Genomic DNA, 23,633 nt, shown 5'->3' on the forward strand with positions numbered 1-23,633 from the left:
CGGGGATCAGAAGCCGAACTGGCTGCGCACGGCGAAGGTGTGATAGCGCTGGTCCATCAGGCCGCCCGCGCTGTTCATGCGGACGATGCGCACGTCCTGGCCCTGGAAGACGAAGCGGACGGCCGGATTGAGCTGCCAGCCGAGGCCCAGCGCCGCGATGTCCTGCCTGCCGCCGCGCACGCGGTCGGCTGCCGTCGTGGCGTTTTCGTGGTAGTTGAGGTCCAGGGTCGAATAGCGCGCCACCAGCTCCCACGCGCCCCAGGTGCCGGCCTTGGGATCGAAATTGTGGGCGGGTGTTACGCCGTCGAAGGCTGCCGTCTGCGTATTGTATTTGCGGGCTTCGCCGGTCAGCGACCAGCCGCCTTCGACATACCAGCCCGAGAAGCTGGGATTGGTCGCGCCGGCGGCCGGGTCCTTGCGCTTGATGTCGTAATCGAAGGCTTCGGCCTGCGCGAACAGGGGGCCGTCCTGCCAGCCCAGTTCGACACCGGTCTCGGTCGCCGACTGGGTGTTGATGGCGCCGGTATCGATCAGGCGGGTTCCGTCCACCCGCAGTTCGGGGCGGTCGCGCAACTGCACCGGATAGCGCACCGACGCCGAGGCGCCGGCATCGCCGGGATTGATGACGTCCGAATAGTTGACGCCCATATGGACCAGCCAGTCCTTGCCCCGGAACGGCGTGCCGGCCAGGCGGGCGGTGACGCCCAGCTGTTCGTCGAAATTGGCGGCGGTGAACGACGTCGCCTGGGTGTTGAGCGTCGAGACGGTATTGCCGGTGACGGCGACCGACCACAGGAAGCGGTCCGACGCGTTGAAGGCCGCGACCGCCATGCGGGTGTCGCCGCCGGCCATGCCGCGGGCGACTTCGGCGGACGAGGCGCGTTCCAGGAAGGGCGAGGCATTGGCCGAACCGGCATCGGCCAGGCCGACGCTGGGGGCGAATTCACCGACACGCAGCTTGGCCGACTTGAAGCCGCTGTACTGGATCCACGCTTCGTGGAAGCGGCCGACATCCTCGGCGCCCGCGCCGCCGAAGTCGGTGAGGATCATGTAGTCGAAATCGTGGAACAGCTTGCCTGTGATGCCCAGGCGCGCGCGGCGGAAATTGGTGCCGGAATTGAGGTCGCGCGCCGTCACCGCCGGATCGAGGGTCTTGTCCTGGCTGTAGGATGCACTGTCCATCTGGAAGATGCCCTTGAAGGCGATCGAGAAGTCGCCGTCCGAAGACGCGATGGTCGTCGTGCCCGACTTGATCGTCGTGGTCGTCGCGGGCTTGGGCTGCGCCGCCGTCACCGCCTGGGCGACCTGCTGCACGGTCGGCGGCGGCGGGGTGGCGGCCTGCCTGTCCTGCATGGTCTTGAGCTGCGAGGCCAGGTCGCGGACCTGGGCCTGGAGGGCGTCGATCTGGGCCTGCTTCTGCGCCGAATCCTGTTCGTACTGCTGCTTCTGCAGGTCGATGAGCGCCTTCGCCTCGGCGGCGATCTGGGCGCGCAGGGTCTCGGCCTGCGAAACCTTGGGCTTCGCCGCGGCGGGCAGGGCGGAGGCCACGGCGGCGACGGCCAGCAGGCTGACGCCGGTCTTGATGGCGGGGTGGAGGGGCATCGGTCTTCGATCCTTATCGTGCCGCGTGTGCGGTGACGGCAGTATGGTTAACCCGTAGAGGCGCGCCGAAACGCCTCTACGGTTTGGGAAACATCAGGCGCGCAGGCGGCTGACGAAGCCGGCGACCTCGGTTTGCAGGTCTTCGGAACGGTGCTCGAGGTCGCTCGACAGGCTGAGCAGGGACTGCGCGGCCGAACCGGTGGCGTTGGCCGCCTGGCCGAGGCCGGCGATGTGGGCGGTCACGTCCTTTGTGCCTTGCGCGGCGCGGCTGGTATTGCTGGCGATCTCGTTGGTGGCGTAGCCCTGCTGCTCGACCGAGGCGGCGATGCCGGTGGTCAGCTGGCCGACGCTTTCGATGGTGCGCACGATGGCGTCGATCGAGCCGACCGTGGTGGCGGTGGCGGCCTGGATCTCACCGATCTTGGAGCGGATGTCGTCGGTGGCCTTGGCGGTCTGCTGCGCCAGTTGCTTGACCTCGCTGGCGACGACGGCGAAGCCCTTGCCGGCCTCGCCCGCGCGCGCCGACTCGATGGTGGCGTTGAGCGCCAGCAGGTTGGTCTGGGCGGCGATGGCCTGGATCAGGTTGATGACCTCGCCGATCTGGTTGGCGGCGGTGCTCAGCGTCCGGATGGCTTCCTCGGTCTTCTGTGCCTCGGTAACGGCCATCTGGGTGACTTCGGAGGTGCGCATGACCTGGGAATTGATCTCGCCGACGCTGGCCGACAGTTCTTCCGTGGCGGCGGCGACGTTGGACACGTTGTTGGCGGCGTCGATGGCGGCGTGGTTGACCGATTCCGCGCGCTGGCTGGCGTCCTCGGCATTGCCGGTCAGCGAGCGGGCGGAATCGGCGACCGTCCGCGACGAGTCGGCGAAACGGCGGGCCAGTTCGCCCATGCTCTGCTCGAACTCGGTGGCGATGCGGTTGCGTTCGTCGCGCATGTTCTTGTCGATGCGCAGTTCTTCCTCGCGCTGGTGCGCCTTCAGGGTTTCGGCCTCCAGCGCCTGGTCGCGCAGGGTGCGGATCGAGCGCCACAGCGAGGCGATCTCGTCGCGGCCATGAGCGTCGGGAATGGTGGTGTCGTAGGCGCCTTCCGCGATGCGGACGACGCTGGTGGTGACGTGCTGCAACGGGCGCGAGATCTGCCGGAAGGCGACCCACAGCGAGGCGCAGAGCAGGGCGATCACGCCGCCGGCGGCGATCAGCACGAATTGCCAGATGCGCTGGGTCTTGAAGGCGTCGAGGCGGACATTGGTGGCGTCGAGCTTGCCGTGGATATCGGCGACCATGGCGTCGATATTCTGCTGGAAGGCTTTACGATTGCTGCGGTTCGCCTCGTTATTGCCTTGCGTGTTGGCGGCTTCCGGCGAGACCTCGCGGCCCAGGCGCGCCAGCTCGCGGCGGAAGCCGACGAACTCGGTGGCCTTCTGGTTCACGGCGTCGAATTCCGGCAGCTGGCCGGGTTGCAGCTTGCCTTGCCAGTCGCTGAGCAGGGCCTGGATGTCGTTGAGGTCCTTGTCGACGCCGTCGGCGTACTTTTTCGCTTCGGTCGTGTCCTTCGACATGTAGACGCCGCGCGACTCCATGACGGCGGCGGTGACCAGGCGGTTGAGGTGTTCGCCGCGATAGGCGTTGTCGTGGGCGACGCTGACGTCGCGCAGGACGCGGTTATAGTCGTTGATGGTCACGATGCCGAGGCCGGTAATGGCCGAAGCCATGACGGCGAAACAACCGACGAGAAGAAGGATGCGCATCTTGATCGTCATTTCAGACTCCTTTGTGCGGGGGCCGCCCGCGCCTTCGTGGACCATCGCAACCGTTATGGCGTCCGCGCCGCACGCCCCATGAGCGCCGGCGTTCAGGCTTTCAGCAAACGATTGCGGAAAGCACCGTAGTCTCAACCCGTGAATGAGTAGTTAAACCGAACGGTGTAACCCTACCTAAGTCCCGGATTTTCAATAATAAAAGCTTAAGCTTTCCACGTTAAAGTCAAATCATAGCCTGCCGGTGTGCCGGTTATGCAGTGTCATACAAAAAGACCTTAAGGTCCGAGTATCGTGTCTTGCGTAACCGCCCATGGGAGGGGCCACTGCTGTGCAGGGACAGGCTTTAATTATCGAAGACAGTGAAACCCAGGCGAAGTTCATCGGCCGGATGATAGAGCGCGAATCCTGGAAGTTTACGATCGCGAAAAGCATGGAAGCGGCCTACTTCTACCTGAAGCAGGGGCCTTGCCATTTCATCCTGCTCGACGTCTTCCTGGGCGAGGGCAAGACTCTGCCGTCGATCCCCCGCATTCGCGGCCTGGCGCCGCACAGCTCGATCGCCGTCATGACCGCCGGCAGCCGCGAAGAAGCGCTGGAAGAGACGCTGAAGGCGGCGCGCGAATCCCAGGCCGACTTCGTGCTGCAAAAACCGTTCGATCCGACGCAGCTGTCGGGCATCCTCAACGAGGTCGCCAAGGACAAGAAGCTTGGCCGCCGCCGTCCGCACGCCCTGGTCGTCGACGATTGCCGCTTCATCCGCCACATGGCCGTGGGCGCCCTGGCCGACAAGGGCTATCGCGTCTCCGAGGCCAAGACCATGGAAGAAGCCCTGGCCAGCCTGGATATCGCCCACGTCGACATCGTCGTCACCGACATCTTCATGCCGGGCATGGGCGGTATCGAGGGGACGCGCATCATCAAGACCAACTGGCCGCGTGTGAAGGTCGTGGCCATGTCGGCCGGCCTCGACGCCCGCATGACGCCGTCCAAGGCGCTGATGGCGGCGCGGGTGACCGGCGCCGACGCCGATATTCCCAAGCCTTTCGAGGCCGATACCCTGGTCAGCATCGTCGACCGTCTGGTCGGCTAAAACGCGGTCATCGCCCGCGTAAGCGGTTACGTAAGCGGTTTCCCCGGAAAAGGCCGCGACAAAACAGCGGCTTATAAAATGTGATGGACTTCGCCACGGGCGCGTTTCCAATTAAATTCACAAAACCTATATTCTTTATAGCATTATTTAAATTGGAAGCGTTTCCAATGGTGATATTGCGGCCTCGTCCGTTCTCCGATAGCGTTGTCATAACGAACACACAATGCTGGGAGGCAGATATGAATCGCCGCGATTTTTTGATGTCGAGTCTGGGCATGGTCGGGGCCGGAGCCGCGCTGGCGCCCGCGGCGCTGGCCAAACCGAAGGCCAAAAGGGCAGGGCAGGGCGACGGCGCCTTTCCGCCGGGCTTCTACTGGGGCGCGGCGACGGCGGCCTACCAGGTCGAAGGCGCCTATCGCGAAGACGGCAAGGGGGAATCGATCTGGGACCGCTTCGTGCTGGCGCCGGGCAAGATCAAGAATGGCGACACCGGCAATGTCGCCTGCGATTCCTATCACCGCTACATGGACGATATCGCCCTGCTCAAGGCGATGAACCTGAAATCCTATCGCTTTTCGATCGCCTGGACCCGTATCCAGCCGGACGGTACGGGCCCGGTCAACCAGAAAGGGCTCGACTATTATAACCGCCTGACCGACGCGCTGCTGGCGGCGGGTATCCGGCCGATGCCGACCCTCTACCACTGGGACCTGCCGCAAAACCTCGAGGACCGGGGCGGCTGGCCGGCGCGCGAAACGGCGGACCGCTATGCCGAATATGCCGGCATCATGGGCAAGGCGCTGGGCGACCGCATCGAGACCTGGAGCCTGTTCAACGAGTCCAAGACGTTCACGGCGCTGGGCTACAATCAGGGCGTCTTCGCGCCTGGCCGCAAGGATCCATACGCCTTCATCCGCTCGACCCATACGGTCAACCTGGCGCACGGCCTGGGCTACAAGGCGCTAAAGGCGGCTAATCCGAAGCTGAAGGTCGGCAGCGTCTACGACGTCACACCGATGATCCCGGCGTCGGACAGGCCCGAAGACGTGGCGGCCGCCGACATCTGGGACAAGTGGCAGAACCTGTGGTTCGCCCAGACCGTCATCGAGGGCAGATATCCCGAAGGCGTCTTCCCGGCGGACCGCCAGCCGGAACTGCTGAACTGGAAGGACGGCGACGCGGACAGGATGCACGCCGACCTCGATTTTGTCGGCTTCAACTACTATTCGGGCACGCTGTGCGCCTATGGCAAGGAAGCGTCGGGCGTGCCGCTGATCGATGTCGATGCCAAATGGCCGTACGCACCGCCGGCCCTGGAAACCGCGAAGACCGACTTCGGCTGGAACGTCTATCCGCAGGGCTTCCATGATATCCTGGTGCGCATGCACAAGGTGACCGGCAATCGCCCGATCGAAATTACCGAAAACGGCTGTGCCTACAATATGGGGCCCACCGCCGACGGCCAGATCCACGATCCGCAGCGCATCGCCTTCTATCGTGGCCACTTCGCCGCCATGCTGCAGGCCATCAAGGACGGCGTGCCGGTGCGCGGCTATCACGCCTGGAGCCTGATGGACAATTTCGAGTGGGCGTCGGGCTACAGCCAGCGCTTCGGCCTGACCTGGGTCGACTTCGCCAACGGGACCCGGACGATCAAGGATTCCGGCAAATGGTACGCCGGCGTCGCCGCCGCCAACACAATCTGACACCCCGACCCGCATCAGAATGACGGTTCCCAACTTGCGTCATTCCCGAACCGGAGCATGCTGCGTTCCCCGGACGGCGCGGCATGCTCCGGACTCTTTTTGGGCAAATACTCCGAACCCGTCTTTTTTGCATATGCGAAAGCTAACTCTCTGAAATATCTAGGAATAGTTTCTTTTGATATTTTTCGCCCGGTTAACCAGTTCGGTCCGGGTTTCGTTAAGGATTTGTTCGCAAATTGGAGACCATATAGCTCAACGCGGAGGGGAATATGGCCAGGGATTTCGTCGACACCATGCTATTCTTGGTTGAGCGCGGCGAAGTCGCCGCGGATGCAGCCGTCGATGCCCTGATCTCGACCATTTCCGAAGGCAACGGCCTGTTGTCCCGCGCTGCACTCGGCGAGCTCAAGGCCGATATGGAAAAGGCGATAGACGACTTCCGCCATGGCCGCGCCAGCCGTGATTATACGGTCCTGGTCCTGTCCTCGACGGTGCGCTCCGGCATGGCCCGCCATATCATTGTCGGCTTCCCGCAGCAAACCGTAGACGCCTAGACGCCAGGGGAACCGTGTTCGCAAAACACCGTTAACGCTATGTCGTAAACCGGCGTTCATGCCTGTCTGCTAAGGTAAAGTATCTGAAACTTCGTTTCTTTTCCTTACTTAGGCGGCGGGTCACTGCCGGAAATCCTTGCCAGTCATGAAGCTGTGGCGCCAGTGGCGCCTGAATGTCAGTCCCACCGCGCGCATGCTGATCGCGACCGTCGCCCTGTGCGGCATCGCCACCATCGCCGCCGTGGTCATCCTGTTGAATTCGTCCCTGTCGGCCATCGCCGCCAAGAGCGACGAGATGGACGGGCGCCGCAACAACGACACGGCCGAAGCCGCCGCCCAGGCCCTGCTGTCGCACATGACGCAGAAGACGACCGACAACGCCCAATGGGACGACGCCATCACCCCGACCTATGGCCGCACGCCCGATACGGCATGGCTGCAGCGGAACTGGGGCGTGACCGCGCTCGACAGCAAGACCTATGACGGCGTATTCCTGCTCGACGAGACCCGGCACGTCCTGTGGGGCCGTTTCCGTGGAGAGGCCTATAACGGCTCGGACCCGAAGGTTTTCGGGTCGGGCTTCGCGGCCTTGCTCGCGCAACATCCCGGGCCGCTGGCGACGGGCGACACCGCTGTTTCGGGTTTCAGCATGACGCGCTACGGCCCGGCCGTGGTCAGCATCTCGCTGGTCCGCCCGGCCGAACATGTGCTCAGCGGCGAGGGCGGCAAGCGCCGCTATCTGGTGATGACCCGCCACTTTTCGCCAAGCCTCGTACAGGGGCTGGGCTCGGCCTTCCGCCTCGACAATCTGCGCCTGGCGCCGGCCAGCGATCCGCATATTCCCTATCTCAATCTTACCGGCGCCGACGGCCGCATCGTCGCACACCTGACCTGGAAGCCGCATCTGTCGGGGGCGGTGGCCGCGCGCGCCGCCGCGCCGAAAATCCAGCAGATCACCTGGCTGATCAGCGTGCTGGTCATCGTCTTCGTCGGCGTGTCGGGCTATGCGCTGCATCGCCTGGCGCAAAGCGAGGCCACGGCCAAGCGCTTCGCCCTGACCGACAATCTCAGCGGCCTGCCGAACCGCCGCGCCCTGTTCGAGCACCTGCAGTCCGAGGGCAAGAAGCACAAGGCCCGCACCCAGACCGTGGTCTTCATCGACCTCGACGGCTTCAAGGACGTCAACGACATCTACGGCCACAATACCGGCGACAAGCTGATCATGATCGTGGCGGCGGCGCTGAAGCAGTACCTGCCGGAAAAGGGCATGCTGGCGCGCATGGGCGGCGACGAGTTCGCCCTGCTGATTGCCGGCCAGGACGGGCCGGCCAAGGCCCTGGCCTTTGCGGAAGCCGCGCTGGCCTTTGTCGGCGCGCCCGTCCGCATCGGCGAGCGCTCGGTCCAGATCGGCGCCAGTATCGGCATCGCCACCAGCACGCTCAAGGCCTGCACCAGCCATGAGCTGTTCCGCCGCGCCGACCTGGCCATGTATCATTCCAAGGCGACCGGCAAGGGCCGCATCACCCATTACGACAGCGCGCTCGACAGCGCCCGCCAGCACAAGCAGGCCGTCGAGCAGGGCATCCGCAAGGGGCTGCAGAACGGCGAATTCGACGTCGTCTACCAGCCGATCGTCGAGGCGCGCACCCAGCGCATCACCTCGGTCGAAGCACTGGTGCGCTGGCCGGGCCGTCCGGAAGGGCCGCTGCCGCCCGACCAGTTCATCGACATCGCCGAGACCAGCGGCCTGATCCACGAAATCGGCCAATTCGTGCTGCGCAAGGCGTGCGCCGACATGAGGGCGGTCCCGGGCCTGAAGCTGAGCGTCAACATCTCGCCGGCCCAGTTCCGCGACCCGGAATTCGAGCGCAAGGTCGACGCCGTCCTGGAAGAGACCGGTTTCCCGGTCGATCGCCTGGAACTGGAGGTCACCGAAGGCTACCTCATCGAAAACCCGGAGCGCGCCATCGCGGCCGTCGCCAATCTGAAAAGCCGCGGCGTGTCCTTCGCGCTCGACGATTTCGGCACGGGCTATTCCAGCATAGGCTACCTGCGTCGCTTCAACTTCGACCGCATCAAGATCGACAAGTCGCTGGCCGGCCGCATCGATCGCGATCCGCAGGCCGCGGCTCTTGTGGCCGGTACGGTCAGCATCGCCGCCGCGTTGCAGATGATGGTGACGGCCGAGGGCGTCGAGACCGAGGAGCACGTGCGGCTGCTGCGCCTGGCGGGCTGTAATACGCTGCAGGGCTTCTATTTCAGCCGCCCCAAGGCGCTGGCCGATGTCCTGGCCATGCTCGAGCAGGACGGGACGCGGTCGGTTGCCTAAGCCGGCCGCGGCCGCAGCACATAGCCGACGCCGTAGACCGTCTGGATCAGTTCCTCTTCGGCCGACGCGCCGGGATGGGCATATTGCAGCTTTCGCCGCAGGCGCGACACCAGCGTATCGAGACCGCGCGGCGTGGTGAAGTCGTGGACCTCTTCCATGTTTTCCAGGATGTAGTCACGGCGCAGCGGCTTGTCCGGGCCTTCGATGAACACCCGCAGAAGGGCGAATTCCGCCGGCGACAGGGCCAGGATCTTGCCGACCGGGCTGGTCAGCTTGCGCGTGTCGCGGTCGAGCGTCCAGCCGCAGAACGACCACGCCGCCTGAACGGCGGGCGGGGCAGGCGGCGGCGCGGCGCGGCGCAGGACGGCGCGGATGCGTAAACTCAGTTCGTCGGCGTCGAAGGGCTTGGCGACATAGTCCTGGGCGCCCAGTTCCAGTCCGCCGATGCGGTCCAGCCGGTCGCCCTTGGCGCTCAGCATGATGATGGGCGGGCCGCCGGCTTCGCTGATGCGGCGGCAGATGCTGAGGCCGTCCTCGCCCGGCATCATCGAATCGAGGATGATGATGTCGACGGATTCGGCCGCCAGGATGCGGTCCATTTCGACGCCGCCATCGGCAGCCAGCACGGTGAATCCCCGGCGGCTGAGGACTTCGAGCAGAAGATCGCGGATGTCGGCGGTGTCGTCCACCACCAGGACGCGCGGCAAGGGCGGTTCGGTCACGGTTACCCCAAGACAAGCAAGGCTTTGACTTCAAGGCATAGTGAAAGACGGCCGATTTGACAACGGTTACGCGAATCTACCGCGTGTCCGGACGCGAATTTCGCGTCAGGCGGCCATCAGTTCGACCGTCAGGTTGATCAGGTCGATCGGTTTGAACGGCTTCTTCAGCTCGGCGTCGGCGCCGTGGCGTAGGGCGGCATTGGTGGCGCGTTCCGGCGTGATTCGCGTTTCGAGTCCGGCCGACATGGCCACGACCTTGACGCGGGGCCAGGCGGTCTTGATGACCTTGATGCCTTCCAGCCCGCCCATGCCCGGCATGAAGATGTCGGAGACGACCAGGTCGACGTGGCCGATATCGGTATTTTCCAGTGCCTCTTCCATCGAATTGGCGGTCGAGACGCGGAAACCGTGGTCGCTCAGGATCTGGGCGGTCAGCGTCACCACGGTCTGGCTGTCGTCGATGACCAGGGCGTGGCGGCGGCGCTTGCCTTCGGACATGTCCTGTTCGGCCGACTGCACGATGGCGCGGATCTGCTTACGGGCGAAGGGCTTGCGCAGCACGTAGTCGGCATTGGCCTTGCGCGCCATGTCCAGCGTTTCGTCGATCGATTCCTTGCGACTGCCGGCGGTCATGACCGCGATGGTGGCGTCCAGCGCCAGGTCGCGGATCTGCGACAGCTGCGGCAGGGTGTTTTCTTCACCGAGAAAGACGTCGCAAAAGATCAGGGGCGGACGCTTGTGCACGATGACCTGAAGGGCTTCGTCCAGGGTCTTGGCCAGGACGAAGACCCAGTCCTCGTCCGCCAGCATGCGGCCGATGATGTTGGCCTGTGTCTGGCTGTCCTCGATAATCAATGCAAGGCCTTCGGCCATTACAACTCTCCCGGTCAGGGCCTACCCCGGCGTGGCCCTTTATCCTTAACTCTAGGGTGACGGTGTTAAGGGACGGTTGCCGAAATGCGACCGGCATGACGGAAACCGGCCGGGCCCGGCGAATTTCTTCATGGGCTTCAAGTGTTTGCGGGCCGGGGGGGCGAGGCAATCCTCATACAAATGCAAGCTTCGCGAGCGATTTTCCGGTATTATTTGCGCGAAGGCACAACTTTAATGTGTAATTAAGGATAGCGCTGTCATCCTCCCGAAGGGGCAGGCTACACGCCCCGTTCGATAAGTCTTCGGGAGGCCATTTTGGTTGGACTTATTGACTGCCGGTTTCTGCTCATCGAGCGGAATCCGTATATGCGTCAAATCGTCGAAACCATCCTGCGCGGCTATGGCGCACGGATGATCACCACACGGGAAACCAGCGCCGAGGCGCTGCACGAACTGCGCACCAAGCCGTTCGATGTCATTTTCACGGAATACCTGCTGCCGGACATGGACGGAGCCGAGCTGATCTTCACGCTCAGGCGGACCAACTGCCAGAACCGATATACGCCGGTAATCCTGATGACCTCGTTCACGTCCCGGTCGCGGGTCGAGCGGGCGCGCGATTCGGGCGTGACCGAGGTCTGCGCCAAGCCGGTCGCGCCGCGCGAGCTGTTCCGCAAGCTGGCGTCGGTCGTCGACAATCCGCGCCCCTTTATCCAGAGCGCGGGCTATGTCGGCCCGGACCGGCGTCGGCGCCGCGACAACACCTATACCGGCGACGAGCGCAGAGTGTCCGAGGCCGTGCCCGGCGAGGCGCGCACCGTCGCCCTGGTCCGGTAGTCAGTCCAGGCCGGGCCGCACGTGCGCATCGGTCAGGCGCCCGCGACGGATCAGCGACAGGCGCGCGTCGTGCGCCGCCGCGTCCTCGGTCAGGACGCGGTGCAGGCTGTCGACGCCCGACAAAGCCACGTCGTCCCAGCTCAGCACGATGTCGCCGGGTTTAAGCGCCGATGCCGGCGGGGCTTCGCTGATCATGACGGCGCTGAGGTGCGGGTGGCCGCTGGCGCGCTGGACGCGGCGGTCCAGCATGACGGTCTGGGCGGCGACGCCGAGCCGTGAGCGCCGCACACGGCCGTCGCGCATCAGCCTCATGGCGACGTCGAAGGCCGTGTCGATGCCGATGGCGAAGCAGATGCCCTGCGCCCCGCCGGCCATGGCGGTATTGATGCCGATGACGCGGCCGTGGCCGTCGACCAGCGGGCCGCCGGAATTGCCGGGATTGAGCGGGGCGTCGGTCTGGATGACGCTGTCGATCAGGCGGCCGGACTGCGACCGCAATGTCCGCCCCAGCGCGCTGACGATGCCCGCCGTGACGGTGGCCTGGTAACCCAGCGGGTTGCCGACGGCGATCGCCAGCTGTCCGACGCGCAGGTTCGAGGATTTCCCAAGCTCGGCATGGATAAGATGGCCGGCGCTGACGCGAAGCACGGCCAGGTCGGTTTCCGGATCGTCGCCCACCTTCGAGGCCTCGAGGTCGCGGCCGTCGGTCAGGGATACGGTCAGCGATCTGGCGCCCGCGACGACATGGCTGTTGGTCATCAGGTAGCCGTCGGGCGTGAACAGCACAGCCGAGCCGTGGCCTTTCGGCCGGCCGCTGGCATCGAGCGCCGTGACCTTGGCGACGGCGGGGCCGACGCGGTCGAAGGCGCGCGAAACGGCTTCTGAATAGGGATCGAGCGGCAGGTCGTCTTCGGGTTCGTGTGTCATGGCAATGAGGTGAGGGGCGCTGAGCAGGCCAACAACCCGGCCGTTCGGCTGGGACGTGCCAAAAGCTCGGCGATAAATCACGTACGACGCTCCCCGGCCATCCGGCTGATACCGGGGCAGGGCTGACAATGGCACATTCGTTCCCATCTGATTGGAGTGCCCGTTATGAACCCGTCCCTGTTTACCCAGCTGTCCGACAGCCTCGCCGACGAAGTCGCGGCCATGGCCCCGCGCGTCGCCGCCATAGGCCTGCGCCATGGCCGCCATCTGACGGCGACCGTGTGGAAGGATGACCTGATCGTCGCGTCCGAACAGGCCCTGCCGCAGCGCGACACCTTTCCTGTCCGCCTCAAGGACGGCGACGCAGAAGCGGCAGTCGTCGGCCGCGACAATGCCAGCAATATAGCGCTGCTGCGGCTGGACGCCGGTACGGGCCTGGAAACGCCGCCGGCCGGAACCTTGCGCACCGGCGGGCTGGCCCTGGCGCTCGGCGCGCGCCGCGATGCCGGCGCCACGGCCTGCCTGGGTGTCGTCAACAGCGTCGGGCCTGCCTGGCGCAGCCAGCGCGGCGGCAAGATCGACGCCTATATCAAGCTCGATCTCGGCATGGCGGCGCACGAGGAGGGCGGTCCGGCGCTCGACGGCAAGGGCGGCGTTGCCGGCATGACGACCTTCGGGCCGAATGGCCAGGTCCTGGTCATTCCGCACGCCACGGTCGAGCGCGTCGTGGCCGGCCTTTCGGACGGCAAGGGCGTGCGGCGCGGCTGGCTGGGCGCGGCCCTGCAGCCGGTCGCCGTGCCCGAAGCCGGTGAATCGCAGACGGGGCGGGGCTTCATGATCATGTCGACAGCGGCGGGCGGACCGGCCGAGGCTGCCGGGCTGCTGCCGGGTGACATCGTGGTCGCGGTCGACGGCCGGGCCGTCGGACACATGGGCGCCCTCGTGGCGGAACTCGACGCCGACAGCATCGGCAAGGCCGTCGCCGTCAGCGTCCTGCGCGGAGGCGCGCTTCAGGCGCTAAACATAACCATAGGGGAGCATCCGGGCCAATGACCGCAGTCCTGCACTATTCAATGGCCGGCCTGCCGTCGGTCTTCGTCGCGCCGGGCCTCGACTTGCGGCTTGAGGACGTCGTGGTCGTGCCGCATCCCGACCTGGCGGATGTCGTGCTGGCCGGGCCGAGCGGCTGGCCGGGCGAGCGCCCTGTGGTCAGCCTCGGCGGCGGAGATCGCTTCGCCGGACACCTGGCCGCCGACGCCTCGCCGGAACAGATCGCGGCCGCGGTGCGCGCCGTGGCGGCCGGGCTGATCGTGCGCATGCCGCGGACCGATGATGGTTTCGCGCCGCTGGAGGAGCCGGTGTCCGGCGACCTTTTGACGCCGCGCGAACTCGACGTCCTGCGGGCCATGGGGGAAGGCGGCTCCAACAAGGTCATCGCCCGGCAGCTCGGCATATCGCTGCACACGGTCAAGTTCCACGTCGAGGCCCTGTTCCGCAAGCTCGACGCCCATTCGCGCGCGGAGGCGGTGGTCAAGGGCTTGCGCTTTAAGCAGCTCTAATTCCAAAGGCGATGTATAGCCTTTGGCAAGGGCGACTTTTTTCGTTTTTGGGCCGCCGCCGGCTTGTCCTCAAGGAGCGAAGCGTTAGGGCAACGCTTCGTGTGCGGCGAGCCATGCGGCGCCTGAGCTGAAAAAAGTTTAGCCCACCCGCAACTGGTCGACGAAGGCGTCGACTTCGGACTTCAGGCGGTCGGACTGGCGCGACAGGCTGGCCGACAGGTCGAGCAACTGGCCGGACGCCTGGCCGGTTTCCTCGACGGCCTGTCCGACATCGGCGATGGTGCCGCTGACGTCCTGGGTGCCCTGCGCGGCGCGGCGCGTATTGTCCGCGATCTCGCTGGTGGCCGCGCCCTGTTCCTCGACGGCGCCGGCAATGGCGGTGGTGACCTCGCGGATGGTCTCGATGCGGGCGACGATGCTGGAGATCGAGGCGACGGCCACGTCGGTGGCGTGCTGGATCTCGGTGATGCGGACGCTGATCTCGTCCGTCGCTTTCGCCGTTTGCTGGGCCAGCGACTTGACCTCGGACGCCACGACGGCGAAGCCCTTGCCGGCGTCGCCCGCCCGCGCCGCCTCGATCGTGGCGTTGAGCGCCAGCAGGTTGGTCTGGGAAGCGATGGCCTGGATCAGCGCCACGACGTCGCCGATCTTCTGGGCGGCGCTCGACAGCTCACGGATATTCCGGTCGGTGTTGAAGGCTTCCTCGGCGGCGTCGCCGGCCATGCCGGAGGCGCGCGTGACCTGGGTGTTGATCTCGCGGATCGACGCGGTCAGCTCATCCGTGCCGGCGGCGACCGTGGTGACGTTTTCGGACGCATCCGCGGCGGCCTGGGTGACGGCGCCCACCTTCTCGCTGGTGGCGCCGGCCGTGCCCGACAAGGTGCGCGCGGTGATTTCGAGGTCCTGCGACGAGGTGACGAAGGCGTGGGCCAGGGCGCCGACCGTGCGGTGGAACTGGTCGGCCATGGCGATGCGCTCGTCGGTACGGCGTTTCGCCGCCTGTTCGGCCTGGCACGCCTGGTCGCCGCGCAGCGCTTCGGCTTCGCGCAAGCTATCGCGGAAGACGGTCAGGGTGCGCGCCATGTCGCCCAGCTCGTTGCTGTTGCTGGTGAAGGGGATTTCAGCCGACAGGTCGCCGGCGGCCAGGGCCTTCATGACGGCGATGATGCGGTGGATCGGGCCGGTCACCTGGCGCAGCAGCAGGATGAAGCCCAGCACGCCCAGGGCCAGACCCGCCAGGATCGCTGTCCACGACAGCATCTGCGCGGCGCGGTAGGTCTTGAGGTTCTTGGCGACGGCGGTGTCAGCGATGCCGTTGGCCTTGAGTTCGGCGTCGTTGAGCGTCTTGATCGTGGCGTCGAAGGTCGTCTTCGATTCGGCACCGAACAGGTCGACGGCCTCGGCGGGATGGCCGGACGCACCCAGATCCAGCACTTTTTCATGCCATTCGTTGGCGGTGCGCCACTGCTTGTCGAAGGTTTCGGCCAGCGCGGCCTGTTCGTCGTCGCCTGCAACCAGCCTGTGGTATTCGGTGATTGAGGCGTCGATATCCTTCTGCGCCAGGCCCAGGTCGTGGCGGTTCTTGGCCACGCCCTGCGGATCGACCGTCTCGGCTGTGCGCACGACGCGCAGGCGATAGCGGGTGAGGGCGTACTTGATGTCGCCGATGGCGCGGACGACGGGCAGCTGGCGGCCGCCGACCAGTTCCAGGTCGTCGTGCGCGGCTTTCAGATTGCCGGTCGTGATCAGGCCGATCACGCCGATGCAGCAGACCAGTGAAGACAGCAGGCCGATAAGCCATGTCTTGATCGTGAGCTTCACGAAATCCTCCCCCGCCCGGATACCGGTGTCATAAGTACGGCGACCCTGTGCGGAATCTTGTCATTTTTTCCGAGCCTGCGGGAAGACGATTAAGAAACGGTTGCATCCGCCGGGCCGGAAAGACCGGTTCTGAAAGGTCAGACGCATCGGAAAAAAGGGGCCGGAAACGGGCCGGGGGTGGATTTTTGGTCAGACCTTAATATGCCTTAGGTCAGGTGGTCGCCTTCCGCCCGGAGAATCGCATTTGGGGTTTTGGCCACATTTCGATAGATGATTTTGAAATATCTGACCAATGCGCGCGGGGATTTGTCCGTGCTGCTCTGCAATAAAAATCCAATAAAAATCGCGCAATCATATTATTAATGCCTGAAAATCAAGGCCGTTGCGTTGATTTCTTTGAAAGAATTAAGGTTTGGCCTTAATGTGTCTATTCGGTCACGATTTGCGAATTTAGGTCAGACCACCTTGATCTCCTTTCCGGACCCTCGCATAGTCGTTGTGAGCGGTAACAGGATTACGCGGCGGATAAACCGCCGGGGCGCCCATGGCGTCATGCTGCTTCGGGACAGGAAACACAGGAGGGACTGATGTCCAATTTTTCTCATAGCGGCCGGACTCTGCGCATCGCGCTGATGTGCGCCACCGCGCTGACGGCGGCCGTGGCCGGCGTTGCCCGCGCCGAGGACGCGCAGGCGACCCAGACGGCGGCCACGCCCGCGGATCAGGCCGCGAAGCCCGCTGCCGCCCAGGCGCCGGCAACGGCTCCGGCGGACAGCCAGGTCGTCGTCGTCACCGGCTACCGCGGCAGCCTTCAGAACTCGACGGTCGCCAAGAAGCGCGCCGTGCGCTTCGAAGATTCGATCTACGCCGAAGACATGGGCAAGTTCCCCGACACCAACCTGGCGGAATCGTTCAACCGCATTCCGGGTATCACCATCGCCCGTGAAATCGACGGCGAAGGCACGACCATCGCCATCCGGGGCCTGGGTTCCAGCTTCACGCGCGTCCTGCTGAACGGCGCGGCCGTGGCCGTCGCCTCGACCGGTGACGTCAACACCAGCGACACCAACCGCGAAGTCGACCTCGACCTGTTCCCGCCCGAACTGTTCACTCAGCTGACGGTGACCAAGACGGCCTCGGCCAACATGCTCGAAGGCGGCGCGGCCGGCACGGTCAACATGCGCCAGGCGCGCCCGTTCGACACCAAGGGCGACCGCCTCCAGTATTCGTTCCAGGGCATGAAGAACAGCCTGGCCGACAATACGGGCTACAAGGGCTCGCTGATGTTCTCCAAGAAGTGGGGCAATTTCGGCGTCCTGGTCGGCGTGGCCAAGCAGAAGAGCTACATCAATGTCGACGGCTATGAAACCGTCGGCTGGACCAACCCGAACCTGTCGGCCACGCAAAGCACCTCGGCGGCGCGCAACGGCACCGGCGGCGGCAACTGGACCATCCCCGGCACCGTCCCGGCCAATGCCGGCAACGGCCTGACCACGGGCGCGACCATCGACCAGGCGTTCCTGCTGGCCCACAATCCGGGCCTGACGATCGACCAGATCGACAACGGCATCATTCCGCGCCTCGGCCGTCCGATGCACTATTACGGCGACCGCGACCGCACCAGCGCCGTGCTGAGCTTCGAATGGCGCCCGTCCGACACGTTCCACGCCTGGCTCGACACCATGTCGGCGGTCAAGGAAAACAACCAGAAGCGCACCGACATCGACTTCGTCGGCCGCAACGGCTCGGCCATCCCGCTGAACATGAAGGTCGACAAGACCGATTGCTCGAACGGCTGTACGGTGACGCAGGCGACCTACGCCAACGCCCAGTTCTTCCTGGAATACCGTCCGTTCATCGAAAAGACCAAGTTCACCTCGCTGAACCCGGGCTTCACCTGGAAGCTGCGTGACGACCTGACCTGGAACCTCGACGCCAACTACACGATCAGCCATTTCCGCCGCGACTCGCCGACGGTGCTGGTCATCACGGCGCCGAACTCGGGCCTGACGGCGACCTATACCAATACGAACGGCATGCCGATGTTCACGTCGAACGTCGACCTGAACAACCCGGCCAACTTCCAGTGGGACGGCGGCCGCGTCAACATCCAGTCGGAAGAGCGCCAGACCCAGACCCGCGGCCTGCACACCAGCATCAAGTGGGGCGATTCGGCATTCAGCATCGAGGCGGGCTTCGCCTACGACGACACCTCGCGCAAGATCACGCCGTACGACAACTCGCAGTTCTGGCAAAACGCCGTCTGCGGCAACAATCCCAGCGTCCAGCTGCCGGGGCCGAACGGCCAGCCCGCCTGTAAGGGCGCTGTCATCACCAATACCGCCGCGGCGCAGGCCGCCGGCTATCCGGCTTACCCGGGTTACGGCACCAACTATACGGCGGGTGGCGCGCCTGTGACCTGGGGCGGTTCGCTGATCCCGCAGTCCAGCCTGGCCAACTACCTGACGCCTGGGCCCTACGGCTATATCGACATCAACTGGGACAAGTTCGCCGCCGATTCGCAGTACTACAAGTATCTGGGAAGCGCGCCGGTGGCCGGCAGCTCGAACATCAGCTCGCCGCGCTCCTTCCTGCGTGAAAAGGTCCAGGGCGCCTACATCCAGTTCGCCGGCAACCGCGACGTCTTCGGCCGCTCGCTGCGCTACGACTTCGGCATCCGCGCCGTCACGACCGACCAGATCATCGCCGGCCAGAACTCCTTCCCGGATCCGCGCAACACGTCGACCGTGCTCGACGGCGGCAAGTATCCGAACCTGACGGTGTTCAGCTACACGGAAGCCCACTACAAGGACTACCTGCCGTCGCTGAACGCGGCCTACAGCCTGACCGACAACTTCATCGCCCGCCTGGCCGCTTCGACGACCATGACGCGCCCGAACCCGTCGAGCATGCTGCCGGGCCTCAGCTTCGGCGATCCGTCGGCCGCCCAGGGCAGCCTCGGCAACCCGGCGCTGACCTCCTACCTGTCGAAGAACTTCGACTTCGGCCTGGAATACTATACGGGCAAGGAAGGCTATATCGCGCTGACCACCTTCCAGAAGAAGCTGACCGGCTTCACGCTGAACCAGAACATCACCTATCCGTTCTCGTACCTGGCGCAATACGGCGTGACCTATGACACGCTGAACGCCACCCAGCAGGCGGCCATCAACCTGCGCGGCGGCCCGAACGCGGCGACCGTCGTCCTCAGCCAGCCGGTCAACGCGTCCGGCCTGCTGACGATCAACGGCCTCGAATTCTCCTGGGTGCAACCGCTCGACAAGCTGTGGGCGCCGCTGGACGGCTTCGGCTACAGCACCAACTATACCTACATCAAGCAGAAGGGCACCGGCGCCGCTCCGGGCATCGCGCTCGGCGTGCCGAAGGTCACGTGGAACTTCACGGGCTTCTACGAAAAGGGCGGCTGGTCGGTTCGACTGTCCGACACCTATCGCGACGGCTCGCAGGCCACGCTCAACAACCAGAACGGCATCACCAACGCGGTGCTGTTCAACGAGAAGTACGAGCAACTCGACTTCTCGGCCAGCGTCGACCTGCAGAAGGCCTTCGGCTTCAGCCGCAATATCGAGCTGACGCTGGACGGCACCAACCTCGGCAATTCGACCCTGCGTCAGGACTTCCAGTTCACCAACGCGCCCAACTGGTACTACAAGCCGGGCACGACCTGGATGCTGGGCGTCCGCGGCAAGTTCTAAATATCTCACGATTGCCGGCGGGACCTGCTTTCCCGTTTGCCCGCCGGTCTTTCCCAGCCTTGAGGCTTTTTCCTCTTCACGTGGTACGCTCCCTGGGCGTACCACTCTTTTTTTGAGGGCCGTCATAACGGTCGGACAAAAGAGTCGCGGAAGGAAACAGCCATGCGGAACCATCGTCCATTTCAGGCCGGCGCGCTTGCCCTGGCGGGAGTGATCGCCGCTTATGGCGCCGTCGCCGCTCCGAAGTCCGCGCCCATGGTCGAGGCACCGCGGCTGGTCGAGCACGGCACGACGAAGCAGCTTTATGTCGGCGGCAAGCCGTATCTCATCTTCGGCGGTGAACTGGCCAATTCGAGCGCGTCCAGCCTCGACTTTCTCAACACGACCTGGCCGACCCTGAAGGCGGCGGGGCTGAACACCGTCTTCGCGCCGGTCGAATGGGACCAGGTCGAGCCGGAGCCCGGCCATTACGACTTCACCGTGCTCGACGGCATGGTCAGGCAGGCGCGCGACAACCACATGCATCTGGTGCTGCTATGGTTCGGCGCGTGGAAGAACTCGATGTCGACCTACGCACCGCCCTACGTCAAGCATGACTACCAGACCTATGCAAAGGCCCAGGACGACAAGGGGAAGCCGCAGGATATCCTGTCGCCCTTCGATCCCGACACGCTGAAGGCCGATGCGGCCGCCTTTACCGCCATGATGGCGCACCTGAAGGCGACCGATGCCGACCGCACCGTGCTGATGGTCCAGGTCGAGAACGAGATCGGCATGCTGCCCGTGGTGCGCGACTACAGCCCGCAGGCCAATGCCGCCTTTGCCGGGCCCGTGCCGGCCGAGCTGATCGCCTATCTCAAGGCGCATCACGAAAGCCTCAATCCGTACGTCCGAACCCTGTGGGAGGCCAATGGCGCGCGCGAGGCCGGCACGTGGGGCGAGGTCTTCGGCACCTCGACCGAAGCGCAGGAAGTCTTCCAGGCCTGGTACTATGCACGCTTCGCCAGCGAACTGGCGAAGGCCGGGAAGGGCGCCTACGACATCCCCATGTACGTCAATGCGGCGCTCAATCGCCCCGGCAAGGCGCCTGGCCAATACCCCAGCGCCGGGCCGCTGCCGCACCTGTTCGACATCTGGAAGGCCGGCGGGCCGGACCTCGACGCCCTGGCCATCGACATGTATTTCCCGAACTTCACCGACTGGGCGGACAAGTTCAAGCGCCCGGACAATCCCTTCCTCACGCCCGAGTGCAATAATGCCGGCAAGCCGGAAGCGGGCGCCAACGCCTTCTACGTCTTCGGCCAGCTCGACGGCATCAGCTTCTCGCCCTTCGCCATCGACCACCTGAAGCCGGACAACAGCGCCAACCTGACCTCGGCTTACGACGTGCTGAAGCAGTTGACGCCGCAGATCCTCGACGCGCAGGGCACCGGCCGCATGCGCGGTTTCCGGCCGAAGGTATCGTACGACGGCGTGGTCGATGAGACGCTGCAGTCCTTCGTGCTGGGCGGCTATCGCTTCACCGTCACCTTCACCGATCCGTGGACGCCCAAGGACCAGCAAAATATCGCCGCCAATGGCGGTCTCATCATCCAGACGGCAGATAACCACTTCATCGTCGCGGGTTCGGGCGTGGTGGTGACCTTCGAGGATGCCGCGTCGTCGGGCATGGCGGTCGGCATCGAGCGCATCGTCGAAGGCAGGTATGTCGACGGCAAATGGGTGCCGGGGCGCTGGCTGAATGGCGACGAAGCGCACCAGGGCCGCCATCTGCGCATTCCGGCAGGGCCTTTCGATATCCAGGAACTGACGCTATACAAGTATAGATAAAAGCGCGGCTGGACGGAGGGGCAATGGCCCGCTGGCTGAAAATCCTGGCTGGGACGGGGCTTGCGGGTGCGATCGCTGTCGGCGCCTTGTGGTTTCAGGCGCGAGGGGAGGGCGTCTTCGCCCATCACCACCTGTTTCATGCCGACTTCGATGGCGATGCCGATGGCCCTTATGGGCGCGCCGCCGTTGCGCACGATTTCTCGCCGCCCTGGGCCGACGGCATCGACGAGGGGCGGGCGGACATCGTTTCGTCGCCCTGCGGCAAGGCTTTGCGCGTCCGCTACCCGGCCGGCGCGGTCGGAAAGGGCGTGATCATTCCCGTCCGCCTGCCGGTGCATCAGGCGCTTTACCTGGCCTACGATGTCTACGTTCCGGTGGGCTTCGACTTCGTCAAGGAGGGAAAGCTGTCCGGCCTGTGCGGCGGAACCTGCAACAGCGGCGGCAACAGGCCGACCGGCCGTGACGGCTGGTCATCGCGCGTCATCTGGCGCGCCGGCGGGCAGCTGGCGCAATATGTCTATGCTCCCGGCCAGGCGGGGCCGTACGGCGACATTCTGTACTGGAAGGACGCCGTGCTGACGGCCGGGCGCTGGCATCATATTGAAACCTATGTCCAGGTGAACCGGCCCGGGCAGGCGGACGGCGTCATTCGCTCATGGTTCGACGGCCGGATGGCCTTCAGCGACGACCATGTCCGCCTGCGCGACACGGACGCTTTCGCCATCGACACCTTCAAGTTCGAGACCTTCTTCGGCGGGGGGGCTCCGGATTTCGCGCCGGGAGAAGCACAGTTCCTTCTGTTCGACAATATCACGGTCGACGACCGGCAGGGCCCGGCCGGCGCCTGTTCCCAATAACGTGAAATTTTCATCGCACCTCTTTACAAGCCTAATTACGGATATTAAATATCCTTATGGATAAATAATATCCGTAATTAAAAAATGGAGCCCGTCATGTCCCAGCGTCTCAACTATTTCCAGGCCGCGCCGGCGGTGGCCAAGGCGTACCAGGCCTTCAGCCAGGCGGTGAAGGCGTCGTCGCTTGAAGCGTCCTTGCTGCATCTGGTCGATCTGCGAGCCTCGCAGATCAACGGCTGCGCCTTCTGTGTCGACATGCACGTCAAGGAAGCCCGGCTGCATGGCGAGCGCGAACTGCGCCTGCATCATGTGACGGTGTGGCGCGAATCGCCGCTGTTTTCGGAGCGCGAACGCGCGGCCTTCGAATGGACCGAACTTCTGACGCGGTTGGACGGCAAGCCCGTGCCGGATGCGGCCTATCAGGCGGCGCGTGCACAGTTCTCGGAAACCGAACTGGCCGAGCTGACCTTCGCCATCATGGCGATCAACGGCTGGAATCGCGCCAGCATCGGCTTTGCCAGCGTGCCCGGCGCCCTCGACTCGGTCTATGGGTTGGACAAAGCCGGTTTGAATTGATGGAGTAGGGCGCGGATGATTCTTCGTAACCAGGTCGAATGGGCGCTGCATTGCTGTGCCGTGTTGGCCGGGCTGCCGGAGGATCGCCGCCTGTCGACCCGGACGCTGGCCGAATTCCACGGCGTGCCCAAGGAATATCTGTCGAAGGCGCTGCAGGCCCTGTCGCAGGCGGGGATCGTGTCCGGGACGCTGGGGCCGACCGGCGGCTACCGGCTGGCCAAACCGGCAACCGACATAACCTTTCTGGATATCGTCGAGGCGGTGGAGGGGCGGCGCTCGACCTTCACCTGCACCAATATTCGCTTCAACAATCCCTGCCGCGTGCCGTGCGCCGACGACGAAACCAAGGCCTGTTCGGTGGCGCGCATCATGTGGCAGGCCGACGAAGCGTGGCGCGACAGCCTTCGCGCCATTACGCTGGCGGCCCACGGCGCCGCCTTGGCGAAGGACTTGTCGCCCGAGGTCCTGGAGCGCAATCAGCAATGGCTGATGTCGCGGGGGTAGGTACTCCGTGCACGGTGCAATTTTGCGAACGCCGTGTTGCTACCTGGAAGGATTGTTCCTAGCCGCCGATTCGCTCATAAGGCGTCTTGCCGGCCCGTCCCAAAGTCTCTCGACTTCTTCCCCCCTCAGGGCCGGCCTTGTCTGCAACCATCCGGCGCGGCCACGACCCGGCGGCCGCGCCGGATGGTTCTTTTTCGCGGGCCCGATTATTCCTCACATCGCTATTCGTACCACCTATGGGGATCATGGTCGCCGCAGGTGGCATATAAATCACACTTAATATGAGAAATGTGAAATAATCGCACAATATCGTTCCGATATGTGTACCAGCGACCCTATAAGTGCTACGGAAGCGATGGGCGCGGT

Annotated in this window: 18 protein-coding genes; 12 read left to right on the forward strand and 6 right to left on the reverse strand. The window is 64.7% G+C overall.

All coding sequences use genetic code 11. The annotated features are described in order from the left end of the window. Window positions 1-6: 6 nt before the first annotated feature. A complete protein-coding gene (locus tag AB8717_RS05165; RefSeq protein WP_443749962.1) occupies window positions 7-1,602 on the reverse strand; it encodes a porin in 1,596 nt (531 codons plus the stop codon). 93 nt (window positions 1,603-1,695) lie between these two features. Further along, window positions 1,696-3,366, reverse strand: a complete 1,671-nt coding sequence (locus tag AB8717_RS05170) for a methyl-accepting chemotaxis protein (protein WP_443749963.1) — start codon at window positions 3,364-3,366, stop codon at window positions 1,696-1,698. A 310-nt stretch (window positions 3,367-3,676) separates the two neighbouring features. Here AB8717_RS05170 and AB8717_RS05175 point away from each other — a divergent pair, with 310 nt between their 5' ends. The 4 genes from AB8717_RS05175 (at window position 3,677) to AB8717_RS05190 (ending at window position 9,045) form a co-directional block, all read left to right on the forward strand. After that, window positions 3,677-4,456: a response regulator gene (locus AB8717_RS05175; protein WP_443749964.1), complete on the forward strand. Its 780-nt coding sequence runs from the start codon at window positions 3,677-3,679 to the stop codon at window positions 4,454-4,456. Window positions 4,457-4,695: 239 nt separating this feature from the next. Next, window positions 4,696-6,162 (forward strand): GH1 family beta-glucosidase, encoded by a 1,467-nt coding sequence (locus AB8717_RS05180; protein WP_443749965.1) that lies wholly within the window; start codon window positions 4,696-4,698, stop codon window positions 6,160-6,162. A 269-nt stretch (window positions 6,163-6,431) separates the two neighbouring features. Next, window positions 6,432-6,716: a hypothetical protein gene (locus AB8717_RS05185; RefSeq protein ID WP_443749966.1), complete on the forward strand. Its 285-nt coding sequence runs from the start codon at window positions 6,432-6,434 to the stop codon at window positions 6,714-6,716. Window positions 6,717-6,861: 145 nt separating this feature from the next. Continuing rightward, complete coding sequence (locus AB8717_RS05190) at window positions 6,862-9,045, forward strand: bifunctional diguanylate cyclase/phosphodiesterase (RefSeq protein WP_443749967.1); 2,184 nt, start codon at window positions 6,862-6,864, stop codon at window positions 9,043-9,045. Here AB8717_RS05190 and AB8717_RS05195 read toward each other — a convergent pair. Both AB8717_RS05195 and AB8717_RS05200 read right to left on the reverse strand, forming a co-directional pair. Further along, window positions 9,042-9,767 carry a response regulator gene (locus AB8717_RS05195; RefSeq protein ID WP_443749968.1) on the reverse strand — a complete coding sequence of 242 codons (726 nt, stop codon included), beginning with the start codon at window positions 9,765-9,767 and terminating at the stop codon, window positions 9,042-9,044. The genes AB8717_RS05190 and AB8717_RS05195 overlap by 4 nt on opposite strands. Window positions 9,768-9,872: 105 nt before the next feature. Further along, the gene (locus tag AB8717_RS05200; RefSeq protein WP_443749969.1) at window positions 9,873-10,640 is read right to left on the reverse strand and encodes a response regulator; all 768 of its coding nucleotides are present in this window, start codon (window positions 10,638-10,640) and stop codon (window positions 9,873-9,875) included. A gap of 366 nt (window positions 10,641-11,006) precedes the next feature. Between AB8717_RS05200 and AB8717_RS05205 the strand changes: the two genes are divergently transcribed. Further along, a complete protein-coding gene (locus AB8717_RS05205; RefSeq protein ID WP_443749970.1) occupies window positions 11,007-11,477 on the forward strand; it encodes a response regulator in 471 nt (156 codons plus the stop codon). Here the strand turns inward: AB8717_RS05205 and AB8717_RS05210 are convergent, their stop codons facing one another. Beyond that, the gene (locus AB8717_RS05210) at window positions 11,478-12,404 is read right to left on the reverse strand and encodes a S1C family serine protease (protein ID WP_443749971.1); all 927 of its coding nucleotides are present in this window, start codon (window positions 12,402-12,404) and stop codon (window positions 11,478-11,480) included. Window positions 12,405-12,569: 165 nt separating this feature from the next. On the opposite strand from AB8717_RS05210, the gene AB8717_RS05215 reads away from it, so the two are divergent. Then, window positions 12,570-13,457, forward strand: a complete 888-nt coding sequence (locus AB8717_RS05215) for a S1C family serine protease (protein WP_443749972.1) — start codon at window positions 12,570-12,572, stop codon at window positions 13,455-13,457. Next, window positions 13,454-13,963 (forward strand): response regulator transcription factor, encoded by a 510-nt coding sequence (locus AB8717_RS05220; protein ID WP_443749973.1) that lies wholly within the window; start codon window positions 13,454-13,456, stop codon window positions 13,961-13,963. Before AB8717_RS05215 ends, AB8717_RS05220 begins: the two co-directional genes overlap by 4 nt. 138 nt (window positions 13,964-14,101) lie before the next feature. Here the strand turns inward: AB8717_RS05220 and AB8717_RS05225 are convergent, their stop codons facing one another. Then, on the reverse strand, window positions 14,102-15,784 hold the full coding sequence (locus tag AB8717_RS05225) for a methyl-accepting chemotaxis protein (RefSeq protein ID WP_443749974.1): 1,683 nt from the start codon (window positions 15,782-15,784) through the stop codon (window positions 14,102-14,104). Window positions 15,785-16,371: 587 nt separating this feature from the next. Here AB8717_RS05225 and AB8717_RS05230 point away from each other — a divergent pair. From AB8717_RS05230 to AB8717_RS05250, 5 genes are all read left to right on the forward strand, one after another. Further along, the gene (locus tag AB8717_RS05230) at window positions 16,372-19,500 is read left to right on the forward strand and encodes a TonB-dependent receptor (RefSeq protein WP_443749975.1); all 3,129 of its coding nucleotides are present in this window, start codon (window positions 16,372-16,374) and stop codon (window positions 19,498-19,500) included. Between the two features lie 162 nt (window positions 19,501-19,662). Then, window positions 19,663-21,330 (forward strand): GH35 family beta-galactosidase, encoded by a 1,668-nt coding sequence (locus AB8717_RS05235; protein ID WP_443749976.1) that lies wholly within the window; start codon window positions 19,663-19,665, stop codon window positions 21,328-21,330. A 23-nt stretch (window positions 21,331-21,353) separates the two neighbouring features. Then, window positions 21,354-22,187 (forward strand): polysaccharide lyase, encoded by an 834-nt coding sequence (locus tag AB8717_RS05240; RefSeq protein WP_443749977.1) that lies wholly within the window; start codon window positions 21,354-21,356, stop codon window positions 22,185-22,187. A gap of 96 nt (window positions 22,188-22,283) precedes the next feature. Beyond that, the gene (locus AB8717_RS05245; RefSeq protein WP_443749978.1) at window positions 22,284-22,763 is read left to right on the forward strand and encodes a carboxymuconolactone decarboxylase family protein; all 480 of its coding nucleotides are present in this window, start codon (window positions 22,284-22,286) and stop codon (window positions 22,761-22,763) included. A gap of 15 nt (window positions 22,764-22,778) precedes the next feature. Then, the gene (locus AB8717_RS05250) at window positions 22,779-23,267 is read left to right on the forward strand and encodes an RrF2 family transcriptional regulator (protein WP_443749979.1); all 489 of its coding nucleotides are present in this window, start codon (window positions 22,779-22,781) and stop codon (window positions 23,265-23,267) included. Window positions 23,268-23,633: the final 366 nt, after the last annotated feature.

Origin of the sequence: Asticcacaulis solisilvae (genome assembly GCF_052327315.1) — a bacterium.
In the GTDB taxonomy this organism is placed as follows: Bacteria; Pseudomonadota; Alphaproteobacteria; order Caulobacterales; family Caulobacteraceae; genus Asticcacaulis; species Asticcacaulis solisilvae_B.

Coding starts and splice junctions, on each gene's coding strand:
- AB8717_RS05220 (WP_443749973.1), top strand. CDS start 13,454: ATGACCGCAGTCCTGCACTATTCAATGGCCGGCCTGCCGTCGGTCTTC.
- AB8717_RS05245 (WP_443749978.1), top strand. CDS start 22,284: ATGTCCCAGCGTCTCAACTATTTCCAGGCCGCGCCGGCGGTGGCCAAG.
- AB8717_RS05250 (WP_443749979.1), top strand. CDS start 22,779: ATGATTCTTCGTAACCAGGTCGAATGGGCGCTGCATTGCTGTGCCGTG.
- AB8717_RS05240 (WP_443749977.1), top strand. CDS start 21,354: ATGGCCCGCTGGCTGAAAATCCTGGCTGGGACGGGGCTTGCGGGTGCG.
- AB8717_RS05205 (WP_443749970.1), top strand. CDS start 11,007: ATGCGTCAAATCGTCGAAACCATCCTGCGCGGCTATGGCGCACGGATG.
- AB8717_RS05185 (WP_443749966.1), top strand. CDS start 6,432: ATGGCCAGGGATTTCGTCGACACCATGCTATTCTTGGTTGAGCGCGGC.
- AB8717_RS05210 (WP_443749971.1), bottom strand. CDS start 12,404: ATGACACACGAACCCGAAGACGACCTGCCGCTCGATCCCTATTCAGAA.
- AB8717_RS05175 (WP_443749964.1), top strand. CDS start 3,677: ATGGGAGGGGCCACTGCTGTGCAGGGACAGGCTTTAATTATCGAAGAC.
- AB8717_RS05230 (WP_443749975.1), top strand. CDS start 16,372: ATGTCCAATTTTTCTCATAGCGGCCGGACTCTGCGCATCGCGCTGATG.
- AB8717_RS05200 (WP_443749969.1), bottom strand. CDS start 10,640: ATGGCCGAAGGCCTTGCATTGATTATCGAGGACAGCCAGACACAGGCC.
- AB8717_RS05165 (WP_443749962.1), bottom strand. CDS start 1,602: ATGCCCCTCCACCCCGCCATCAAGACCGGCGTCAGCCTGCTGGCCGTC.
- AB8717_RS05180 (WP_443749965.1), top strand. CDS start 4,696: ATGAATCGCCGCGATTTTTTGATGTCGAGTCTGGGCATGGTCGGGGCC.
- AB8717_RS05235 (WP_443749976.1), top strand. CDS start 19,663: ATGCGGAACCATCGTCCATTTCAGGCCGGCGCGCTTGCCCTGGCGGGA.
- AB8717_RS05190 (WP_443749967.1), top strand. CDS start 6,862: ATGAAGCTGTGGCGCCAGTGGCGCCTGAATGTCAGTCCCACCGCGCGC.
- AB8717_RS05170 (WP_443749963.1), bottom strand. CDS start 3,366: ATGACGATCAAGATGCGCATCCTTCTTCTCGTCGGTTGTTTCGCCGTC.
- AB8717_RS05215 (WP_443749972.1), top strand. CDS start 12,570: ATGAACCCGTCCCTGTTTACCCAGCTGTCCGACAGCCTCGCCGACGAA.